10 protein-coding genes are annotated in these 10,109 nt (G+C 38.3%); 4 read left to right on the top strand and 6 right to left on the bottom strand.

The genetic code is table 11. From position 1 onward, the window contains the following. The first annotated feature begins 8 nt into the window (after positions 1-8). Complete coding sequence (locus B4D49_RS09615) at positions 9-137, top strand: type II CAAX prenyl endopeptidase Rce1 family protein (RefSeq protein WP_349679004.1); 129 nt, start codon at positions 9-11, stop codon at positions 135-137. A 33-nt stretch (positions 138-170) separates the two neighbouring features. Here the strand turns inward: B4D49_RS09615 and rsmA are convergent, their stop codons facing one another. The 4 genes from rsmA to B4D49_RS09585 all read right to left on the bottom strand — a co-directional run bounded on the left by rsmA (position 171) and on the right by B4D49_RS09585 (position 2,966). After that, a complete protein-coding gene (gene rsmA / locus B4D49_RS09600; RefSeq protein ID WP_009855016.1) occupies positions 171-1,043 on the bottom strand; it encodes a 16S rRNA (adenine(1518)-N(6)/adenine(1519)-N(6))-dimethyltransferase RsmA in 873 nt (290 codons plus the stop codon). 69 nt (positions 1,044-1,112) lie between these two features. Continuing rightward, positions 1,113-1,637, bottom strand: coding sequence for a DUF1697 domain-containing protein (locus B4D49_RS09595; RefSeq protein ID WP_132869797.1), 525 nt, complete (start codon positions 1,635-1,637; stop codon positions 1,113-1,115). Further along, the gene (gene rnmV, locus B4D49_RS09590) at positions 1,634-2,203 is read right to left on the bottom strand and encodes a ribonuclease M5 (protein WP_165942000.1); all 570 of its coding nucleotides are present in this window, start codon (positions 2,201-2,203) and stop codon (positions 1,634-1,636) included. The genes B4D49_RS09595 and rnmV overlap by 4 nt, the downstream gene beginning before the upstream one ends. Then, entirely contained in the window at positions 2,196-2,966 is a 771-nt protein-coding gene (locus tag B4D49_RS09585) for a TatD family hydrolase (protein ID WP_132869800.1), read from the bottom strand. Before B4D49_RS09585 ends, rnmV begins: the two co-directional genes overlap by 8 nt. Positions 2,967-3,113: 147 nt before the next feature. Here B4D49_RS09585 and B4D49_RS09580 point away from each other — a divergent pair, with 147 nt between their 5' ends. Together B4D49_RS09580 and B4D49_RS09575 are read left to right on the top strand one after the other, a co-directional pair. Next, the gene (locus B4D49_RS09580; protein WP_286784219.1) at positions 3,114-4,679 is read left to right on the top strand and encodes an ATP-binding cassette domain-containing protein; all 1,566 of its coding nucleotides are present in this window, start codon (positions 3,114-3,116) and stop codon (positions 4,677-4,679) included. A 139-nt stretch (positions 4,680-4,818) separates the two neighbouring features. Continuing rightward, positions 4,819-6,024, top strand: coding sequence for an L-lactate MFS transporter (locus tag B4D49_RS09575; RefSeq protein WP_286784218.1), 1,206 nt, complete (start codon positions 4,819-4,821; stop codon positions 6,022-6,024). A 120-nt stretch (positions 6,025-6,144) separates the two neighbouring features. Here B4D49_RS09575 and B4D49_RS09570 read toward each other — a convergent pair whose 3' ends face one another. Together B4D49_RS09570 and B4D49_RS09565 are read right to left on the bottom strand one after the other, a co-directional pair. After that, positions 6,145-7,416 carry a 2-hydroxycarboxylate transporter family protein gene (locus B4D49_RS09570; protein ID WP_286784217.1) on the bottom strand — a complete coding sequence of 424 codons (1,272 nt, stop codon included), beginning with the start codon at positions 7,414-7,416 and terminating at the stop codon, positions 6,145-6,147. Positions 7,417-7,437: 21 nt separating this feature from the next. Continuing rightward, positions 7,438-9,060, bottom strand: coding sequence for a malolactic enzyme (locus B4D49_RS09565; protein ID WP_286784216.1), 1,623 nt, complete (start codon positions 9,058-9,060; stop codon positions 7,438-7,440). Between the two features lie 157 nt (positions 9,061-9,217). On the opposite strand from B4D49_RS09565, the gene B4D49_RS09560 reads away from it, so the two are divergent. Then, positions 9,218-10,099 carry a LysR family transcriptional regulator gene (locus B4D49_RS09560; protein ID WP_286784215.1) on the top strand — a complete coding sequence of 294 codons (882 nt, stop codon included), beginning with the start codon at positions 9,218-9,220 and terminating at the stop codon, positions 10,097-10,099. The last annotated feature ends 10 nt before the right edge of the window (positions 10,100-10,109 follow it).

Here is a 10,109-nt window from a genome sequence, read left to right as displayed (position 1 = left end):
TTGATTTCATTCAGTATATCCCAGCTGGGCTTTCTTTGGGATTGATTTTTAAATGGACAAAATCCATTTATTATCCGATTTTATTACATTTTCTAGTCAACTATGGTCCTAAAATCATTTTTATGATATTAACCTAAAACCCCAGCCATAATAATGACTGGGGTTCATTTTTATAATCCGACTTCTTTTAAGGCGTCTGCTAATTTGGCAAATTCGGCAATTGAGAGGGCTTCTCCGCGAATGGATGGTTTGATTTCTGCGATTTCAAGCGCTTGTTCAAGTTTGGCTTTGGTTTCGTCTGCTTTTCCAAAATGGCTTGTTAGGTTGTTCCAAAGGGTTTTGCGGCGGTGAACAAAGCTAATTTTTGAAACACGGAAGAAGAAATCTTCGTCTTTGACTTGAACGAGCGGTTGTTCACGGCGAGTCATTTTTAAAATCGCTGAATCCACATTTGGTGCTGGTACAAAGACTGTACGTGGTACAACAAAAGCAACTTTTGCTGTCATGTAATATTGCACAGCAATTGACAGTGAACCGTAAGCTTTAGTGTTTGGCTCTGCTGAGATACGGTCTGCCACTTCTTTTTGCATCATCACGACAAATTCCGCAAATGGGATTTTTGATTCAATCAAGTGCATCAAGATTGGTGTTGTGATGTAGTAAGGAAGGTTTGCCACAACCTTGATTGGAAGGTCTGGATTAGCAAATTCTTTGATACGGCTTTGAAGGTCTGATTTCAAGATATCTTCATTGATGACTTTGACATTGTCAAAATCGCGGAGCGTATCAGCTAAAATCGGAATTAAACGGTCGTCAATTTCAAATGCCATGACTTCGGCAGCATTTTCAGCCAAAAATTCAGTCAAAGCACCGATACCAGGACCGATTTCGATAACATTGACGTTCTTGTCAATTTCAGCAGTATCCACAATCTTTTGAAGAATGTTTGTATCTGTCAAAAAGTTCTGTCCAAATGATTTTTTAAACGTAAATCCATGACGCTCAAGGACAGCACGCGTCACGCTGTAATCTGCAATTCTCATAATTAATAATCCCTCATTAGTTAGGGAATGTCTTTCCTTTCATTTCTATCAATGCAAGTTACTATTGTATCACATCTGGCTCAATCGCAAAATGCTGCGACGTTTTCGCATGGTTGCTGTGATATGTAACTGTTTTTCAAGGTAATTGGTATTCAGTCGCTTTTTCTTTGCTTCTCTTGGCAAATAGAGGTACAGGCACTCACTACCAGCTTTCAAGATTTCAGCACCAAAATCCGTCTCTAGTAGTTCATTTAATATCTCTTGGTCAAGCTGGTCGTTGGTAAATACCAAGTGAACACGTGAGTCATCGTAGCTTTCATCAAAGGGACTTTCAGCAAGAGCCGTCGTAAACTGGGCTTGTGTTTTGAGGATAACCGATAAATCAGCACCGATTTTTGCCTGAATCGTGTCATGAATCAATGCACAAACGTCATCGTCAGACAAGGTTGTCTCAAAAACGATATTGCCACTTTGAATATATGTCTTAACATTTTCAAGACCTGCTTCTGTTAAAATCTCTGCCAGATAAGCCATTTTAGGAATACGATTCTGCCCAACTGGCGTAACTCCCCGTAAAAGCGCAACTTTTTTCATCCCTCATATCTCTCCATAGCTTCTTCTACTTCGGCTAAAGTGATGCCAAAGAGCTCTAAGCGTTTAAGAAGTTGTTTACCGTTACTATAGCCAATACGGAGTTCTTCTCCAAGGTATTCACGGCGTTTGCGGCTATCATTTCCCATTAAAAGCCCCATACGCATTAGGTCAGCTCTTGTGATGTCGAATTGATTATCATCATCAAAGTTTCCTAAAACACCTTTGAGAGCTTTTTGTAAGTCTTCAAAGCTAGCGTGTTCAACACCAAGTGAGCGACCTTTACTTTTTGATTTTGGAACGGCTTCACCACGATTTAAAAAGGCATGTTTGACATTAGGAATAGCATTCATGATGATTTTTCGAATGCGTTCCCCATTGTAATCTGGGTCCGTAAAGACAATGACCCCACGCAGGTCATTTAGTTTTTCAATGCGTTCAAGGTCATCGTCATTGATAGCTGAACCTCGTGTTTCGTAAGTGTCCACGTCGTAAAAGCGACGCAAATTTGCAGTATCGTCTTTCCCTTCAACGACCAAGACTTCTTGGATTTTAATTTTTTCAGTCACAGTTAAATAACCTCTTTGCATTGTCTGATGTTGCTTTTGCCACTTCTTCGCTAGTCAATCCGCGTAGCTCTGCAATTTTATCCACAACATAGCGTGTGTAAGCCGTGCGATTTTCACGGCCTCGTTTTGGAACTGGTGCAAGATATGGTGCATCCGTTTCAACTAAAATCTTATCAAGTGGCAATTTTTGCGCGGCTTCTTGAACATCAAGAGCTTTTTTAAATGTGACAACACCTGAAAATGAAATCATCATGCCAAGCTCGACAAAGCGCTCTGCCATTTCCAAAGAACCAGAAAATGAGTGAATAATGCCACCACGTGGTCCAACACCGACCTCTCTGATAACTTTGTAAGTATCTTCCATAGCATCACGAGTGTGCACAATAAAAGGCAGATTATGCTCTTTAGAAAGTTGAATTTGACGTTTGAAAACCTCAATTTGAACGTCTTCTGGGTCTTCCATCCAATAATAATCAAGACCAATCTCACCAAGACCAACCACTTTTGGGTGTGAGAGATTTGAAACAATCATGTCCTCAATTTCTTGATTATAAGAACCTGCTTCAGTTGGATGCCAACCGATTGTGGCATAAATTTCTGGGTATTCTTCAGCTAATTCAATAGCTCGTTTAATGGTTGGTGCATCAAAGCCGACGACATTGTGTCGAGTAACGCCCATTTCTTTAGCAAGAGCCAATTCTTCTGCTTCACGACCAGCAAAATCATCAGCGTTTAAATGCGTGTGTGTATCGAAAATTTCCATGATTTTATTATAACACAGACCGCAAGAGAGACCAAAGTATGTGAGAGGAAAACCAAGAAAAGTTAAGTAATAATTTTATGCAATCGTTTGCTTTATAGCGATATTTCTTTATAATAAAGGTATATTTAACAAAAGGAAATCTTGATCATGCTATCTTACTTGTGGAAGTTAAAAAAAGAAAATCTTATTTTAATCACTATTATCATTCTTTGGGTTGCAATAAATGTCATGAGTTCTCTCTCTTTAACATGGATACTTGATGCCTTAATAAAAAATAATTGGAACGATTTTATTTTTTGGTCTTGTATCGATATTCTTTGTTGGGCTGGCTATAGTCTTCTACAAATTTGGAAAGATAGTCTGAAAGAAAAACTCTGTCAAAAAGAAGTGAATTTCATACGAGATGATTTACTAAATTCCTTGATTGTTAACACTTATTCTGGCAATAACCATCACACCAAATCTGAATACAACTCATGGTTGATTAATGATATGAATCTTTTAAAAGATAATGGATTCAAACAATTTTATGATGCTATTGAAAGTATTGTAACAGTCGCTTTAAATGCTTTTGCCATTATCTATTTCCACTGGTTATTACTCATCGTCAGTATTATAATGACAACCTTCGTTTATTTTATTCCTAAAGTTTTTGAGGGAAAAATCGCTCTAAGAACCGAAGAAGTATCCAATACCTCTAATCAAGCATTAAATAGAACAAGTGACTACCTAGAGGGCTTTGAAATCTTCTATCACAATAATCAAACCGACTTTTTTAAAAATCGTATTTTAACTGATTTTAGTAAACTTATCAAAGCTAAAGTCACGCTAACTAGAGAATCAAGTAGCGCTAATTCCCTTTCCATGATGTCAAGTATTATCGCACAAGTTATAATCTTCATTGCAACAGGTTATTTAGTTATCAAGGGTGAAATCACTACGGGGGTTATCTTTTCAATTGCTAATCTAACTAGCTGCCTATTTAATTACACTAGAGGAGCTGCATACAATATCGTCACATATAAAGCAACTACTAAACTAATTGATAAATACCCTAAAACAATTTCAACCAAAAGAACTATTAGTCTAACAGATTTTAACCAAAACATCACTTGTCATCGGTTAAGTCTCCGTTTCGATAATGGAAAACAAATTACCTTTCCCGACTTTACAATTTCAAAAGGCGAAAAAGTTGCCCTTATTGGCAGCTCAGGTGCAGGGAAGTCAACACTCATTCGTATTTTAACTGGAGAATTAACAGATTATGACGGTGACATTTATTTAGATAGCCATAACTATCAAGAAATATCACTAGAAAGTTTACAAAATATTTTTGCTTTAATTCCGCAGAAAGCTCATCTTTTTAAAGATACATTACGTACTAACCTCACGCTTGGTCGTTCTGTGGATAAGAATTTTTTTAAAAAGGTTTTAACTTTTGCACATGTGGATAAGTTTATCGGCAAAGGCTTAGATACTACTTTCCAAGATGATTTATCTGGAGGTCAAGCTGCCAGAATTGCTATTGCTAGAGAATTACTCGGTAATAAGCCAATTGTCATTATGGACGAAGCGGTATCTAATCTTGATAAGCTAACTGCTATTGATATTGAAAGAAAGCTACTACAAACAAACGAACTCACTGTCATCATGATTACTCACCACTTATACGATGAAAATAGAGCTTTATTTGATCAAATTATAAAACTCTGAACATTCTTAGTTACCTCCTTTTTGTTATTCGTTTTTTATGTAAAAAAATACTATTTTACTTATTTTGAAAAATAAGATACAATAATATCCTAACATTATTTAAAATATTGTGTCTTAATATTCGTAAAAAGGAGAAGTAATGTCTACCAACAATCGTTATGTCATCGCAAGTTGTGGTGTTATCTTGCATTTAATGTTGGGATCTACCTATGCTTGGAGTGTTTATCGTAATCCTATTATTGCTGAGACTGGCTGGAATCAATCAGCGATTGCCTTTGCTTTTTCGCTTGCCATTTTCTGTTTGGGCATGTCGGCTGCATTTATGGGGCAAGTTGTGGAAAAATTTGGACCTCGTGTTACTGGTACCATTTCAGCTATCTTGTACGCATCTGGAAATATCTTAACTGGAGTAGCACTTGCTAATCATAGTCTTTTATTACTTTATCTAGGCTATGGTGTTCTTGGCGGTATTGGCCTTGGTACTGGCTATGTAACACCAGTCTCAATGATTATCAAATGGTTCCCTGATAAGCGTGGACTGGCAACTGGATTGGCAATTATGGGATTTGGCTTTGCCTCTCTTCTAACAAGTCCAGTCGCACATTTCTTAATCACCAAATATGATGTTATCAACACCTTTTACCTGTTAGGGGGAGCTTATTTTCTGGTCATGCTTATCGTCTCACAGTTTCTCAAATTTCCATCCTACAGTGAACAGGATGCTGACGACAGTCATAAGCAATTAAGTCAAGGTATTGGAGCTAAAAAAGCCTTAAAAACAGTTGAATTTTACCTGCTCTGGCTAATTCTCTTCATCAACATTTCTTGTGGGCTTGCCTTAATCTCTGTCGTCTCACCGATGGCGCAAGATTTAGCTGGCATGTCTGCTAACCAAGCTGCGATTATCGTTGGGCTTATGGGAATTTTCAATGGCTTTGGCAGATTGCTCTGGGCTAGTTTATCAGACTACATCGGACGTCCCTTAACTTTCTTGATTTTATTTGTCGTTAATATCCTCATGACGGTATCTCTCATCTTCTTCCATGCTCCAGCATTATTTACTTTTGCTATGGCTGTTCTCATGACCTGCTATGGCGCTGGTTTTTCACTGATTCCACCTTATCTGAGCGATATTTTTGGTTCCAAGGAACTAGCAACCATGCATGGTTATATTTTGACCGCTTGGGCAATGGCTGCGCTAGCTGGTCCGATGCTATTAGCTGTAACCTTCTCAGCAACCCAATCATACAAGACAACTCTTATTCTCTTCATTGTCCTATACCTTGTTGCTTTAGCTATAATGCTCTGGTTGAAACAACAAAAAGCCAATAAATACCTGGATTAACCAAACAACCCCTTAACCTATTCTTAGGTTAAGGGGTTCTGTTTTGTCTAGTTTTTTTCAGAGTTGATAAAAATTTTAAAAGTTATCCAAACACATTTTTAAGGAGTAAAGATTGTTGAATCAATGTAAGAATTGGATTAAGATTCCACCTAGAATGAGGACAATAGTCCCTCCTAGTCGATTCGCCATTTGAGCAAAGGCAATCATTTCCATGCGGTTTGCGGCTGAAAGTACAGCAATATTTCCGGTACCACCCATAGAATTATTAATCATACCAGAACCAATAGCTGTTTCAACTGGATACATACCTAGAACCTTACCAAAAATCCAGCTAGCAAGTCCCATTGAAACAACAGATGTTAGACTGATAAGAACGAATTGCCATGTCATAGCTTGCGCAAGTGATGTTAGATCAATCATTGCAAGTCCAATTCCAGCTAAAACAGCATGCGTTAAATTCACCATAATCACACGGTTAAACATGACTACAGCTTCTTCTAATGGTTTTGGAACGATATCAAGTGCTTTGAGGATAAACACAATGATAATCATAAAGGCGTAACTATGCACTTTAGGAATCAAAGCGTTCAAAATCACACCTACAAGGAAAAGAGCAAACGCAATCAACATTCCAACACCGATTTTAGTTGGGTCAGGTGTTACTGGTGCTTTTTCCAACTCATCCTTGCTAACAGGGATAAGTACACCGTGCCCGTTGAATTTTGTTTTAGCAAAACCACGCGCAATCACGATAGCTCCGATAATGGCAAAAATATTTCCTAATGTAGTTGCCGGTGCTAATTGTGACAAGATTGATGAGGCATCTGTGTGAAGTCCAGCTGCGTAGATTTTTGATAGAGGAACAATCCCTGCTCCCATACCACCTGCCATTTGCGCAAAGGAGATATACATGACAGAATGTCCAAAGCCCTGACCAAGAAGAGCTCCGACAGCACCTGTTGCAAAGAATCCGACAACCATTGATAAAAGAGCAACAGGGATGAATTTAGCAGAGGCTTTCACCAAAAGTTTACGATTCATTCCCAAAATTGAACCACAGATAAGGGCAGCGATATAAAAATCTAGAAAGCCCCAATCACTCATAAAAGTCGATGTTGCTTCAACAACAGATTTTGGCACGAGACCTGTTGCAGCAAGCACCGCTGCTAAAAGAAGAGTAAATACTGAGCCACCACCGAGGTATGTATTCCAAAACGGTAATCTTTCACCAAGGAAGTAAAAGAGATGCCCTAAAACAACTAACATAAAGGTAATTCCCACCATGTTCAGTGGCAATTTATCCATAGCGATAACAGCAGCTAAGACGATAACCAGAGCCGTATAAAGGGGCAATGAAATACCCGCGATTTTAACATCAGAGAATTTTTTCATACGAATGGTTATCCTCCTTCATTAATATTTTGGATACCATTTAAGGTCACGAACAGCTTTAGCCATATCTTTTTCTTCAGCTTGAGCTAAACCTTGTTCTTGAGCTTTTTTAGCAACAGCTTCCGCAACTTTGATAGAAACTTCAGCAACGTATTGGAATGGAGGAAGAACAGGTGCACCTGGTTGACCTGGATCTACAAGACCACTTAGTGAGTGAGCTGCAGCACCAATCATTTCATCTGTAAGAAGTGAAGCTTCTGAAGCCAACATACCAAGACCAAGACCTGGGTAGATCAAAGCGTTGTTAGCTTGTCCGATTTGGTAATCAACACCTTTGTAGCTTACTGTACCTGAAGGCACACCAGTAGCAACGAATGCTTTACCGTCTGACCATTCGATAACTTGTTGGGCAGTTGCTTCTAATTTCTTAGTTGGGTTTGAAATTGGGAAAATAACTGGGCGTTCAGTGTTTTCGCACATAGCTTCAACAACTTCTTTTGTGAAGGCACCAGCATCTGTAGATGTACCAACCAAGATTGTTGGTTTAACTGTTTTAATAACGTTAAGAAGGCTAGTCATATCACCGCAGTCAGCGAAATCTTCACGTTTTTTAGCAAATGGTTTTTGAGCAGGTGTCAAATCTTCCATGTCATCAAAAAGAAGACCTTGTTTATCAATCATGAAGAAGTGTTTGTAAGCTTCTTCTGATGTCAAACCTTCTGAAACCATTTCAGCGTGGACACGGTCAGCAATACCAGCACCAGCAGATCCACCACCGTAGCATAGGTAAACTTGATCAGTTAGTTTTTCACCAGTGATGTCCATGGCACCAAAGATACCACCAAGAACAACGATACCAGTACCTTGAATGTCATCGTTAAATGTTGGAATTTCTTTTTTGTATTTGTTAAGAATGTTAGCAGCATTTGAACGACCGAAATCTTCCCAGTGAAGGTACAATTTAGGGAACATGTTTTCAGCTGTTTGAACGAATTTGTCGATGAATTCGTAGTATTGGTCACCTGTAACACGTTCGTGACGGTTACCAAGGTACATTGGGTTTTCCAAAAGTTCTTTACGGCTTGTACCAGCATCGATAACAAGTGGCATAACTGATGCAGGATCAATACCAGCTGCAGCTGTGTAAATCATCAATTTACCAACAGAGATATCCACACCTTGTACACCCCAGTCACCGATACCAAGGATACCTTCAGCATCTGTTACAACGATCAAACGGATATCGCGGTCGCCAGCAGCATTACGCAATGTTTCTTCGATGTTTTCTGGGTGGTTGATATCAAGGTATGCAGCGTATTGTGGATCAACGTACAATTCACTGTATTCTTCGATTGTTTCAGCGATAACTGGATCGTATACAATTGGGTTGAATTCAACGATGTGTTGGTTGAATAGGTAGTAGAAAAGTGTACGGTTAGTGTTAAAGATTTCCATCAAGAAATGACGTTTTTCAAGATTTGATGGTTTACGCAAGAAATGTTGGTAAGCTTGTTCAGCTTGTTCTTCAATTGTTTGAACGTAAGGTGGTAAAATACCAAGCAAGCCAAGTTCTTTACGTTCTTCCATAGTAAAGGCAGTACCTTTATTTAAAAACGGGTTATTTAGAATTTCATGTCCACGCATGATTTTTCCTCCTGATAGTATATTAAATATGTAGAAAGATCTTATGCGGGTCATTATAAACTTCCAAACTTCTTATAGTCAAACCCATCAGTTTTAATAAATAATATTTATAAGTAGAATCCCAAAGAATATGATAAAATAAGTCAAGGAGGTAGGCATGAACTTACGTGATTTAGAGTATTTTTACCAGTTAGCCAAATCAAAATCCTATACTGGAACAGCGCAGCATTTCAAGGTCAGCCAACCGACAATTTCTTACGCTATCAAACGTTTAGAAAAAGAGTTGGACTGTGACTTAGTCATTAAAGATCCTTCGCACCGTACTGCCGAATTAACCTTACAAGGTGATATTTTCCAAAGTCACGTGGAGGATGTCTTACTACAAATCAAAACAGCAGTTAATGAGGTTCACCAATCACTCAATCCTATGACGACCGTTGGTTTCCCGCCCATTATCTGTAATTATATTTTGACTGAATTGCTGGAACAAAATGAAAACTTGGAACCTTTTTCACAGGTAAAAGCCATTCGTGGCGGTTCAAATAGCCTCATGATGAAATTGCTCGATGGACAAATTGATTTTAGTCTGCTTGGCTCACTAGCTCCTTTAAAAAATGACCAATTGGTCATCCGACAACTCTTCAAAAAAGATTTTTACGTTGTCCTTTCTAAAAATCATCCACTAGCTAAACAAAAAGAATTATCATTCCAAGATATTCTCTTTGAAAAATTCATTCTGCTAGATGAACACAACATCCACTTAACAGCTTTCAACCAGTTAAATCATCGCTATCACGACCAAGCATCTGTCTTATTCAAAATCGATGATGTGTCAGTAATCAAGCAAATGGTTGCTGAAAACATGGGAATTTCACTTCTATCAGATATTGCTTTAGCCAGTGATTCTGACCAGCTCGTCAAAATCCCATTAGCAAAAGAGGATAGCATCACATTCTACGTCAGTTATGCTCATTCAAAACATGCTGTTTTGTCGGAAGAAACTGAAAAACTGATTGAGTTAATTGAAAAAGTGTCATAGTGAATAAAAC

Source organism: Streptococcus sp. UBA4344 (genome assembly GCF_002393675.1).
In the GTDB taxonomy this organism is placed as follows: domain Bacteria; phylum Bacillota; class Bacilli; order Lactobacillales; family Streptococcaceae; genus Streptococcus; species Streptococcus vicugnae.
The sequence above is the reverse complement of the archived record's forward strand: the minus strand, read 5'-3'. Positions and strand labels throughout refer to the sequence as shown.

What these genes read in the sequence shown, in the direction of transcription:
- rsmA (WP_009855016.1), bottom strand. Translation starts at nt 1,043, where the DNA reads ATGAGAATTGCAGATTACAGCGTGACGCGTGCTGTCCTTGAGCGTCAT.
- B4D49_RS09595 (WP_132869797.1), bottom strand. Translation starts at nt 1,637, where the DNA reads ATGAAAAAAGTTGCGCTTTTACGGGGAGTTACGCCAGTTGGGCAGAAT.
- B4D49_RS09585 (WP_132869800.1), bottom strand. Translation starts at nt 2,966, where the DNA reads ATGGAAATTTTCGATACACACACGCATTTAAACGCTGATGATTTTGCT.
- B4D49_RS09580 (WP_286784219.1), top strand. Translation starts at nt 3,114, where the DNA reads ATGCTATCTTACTTGTGGAAGTTAAAAAAAGAAAATCTTATTTTAATC.
- B4D49_RS09575 (WP_286784218.1), top strand. Translation starts at nt 4,819, where the DNA reads ATGTCTACCAACAATCGTTATGTCATCGCAAGTTGTGGTGTTATCTTG.
- B4D49_RS09570 (WP_286784217.1), bottom strand. Translation starts at nt 7,416, where the DNA reads ATGAAAAAATTCTCTGATGTTAAAATCGCGGGTATTTCATTGCCCCTT.
- B4D49_RS09565 (WP_286784216.1), bottom strand. Translation starts at nt 9,060, where the DNA reads ATGCGTGGACATGAAATTCTAAATAACCCGTTTTTAAATAAAGGTACT.
- B4D49_RS09560 (WP_286784215.1), top strand. Translation starts at nt 9,218, where the DNA reads ATGAACTTACGTGATTTAGAGTATTTTTACCAGTTAGCCAAATCAAAA.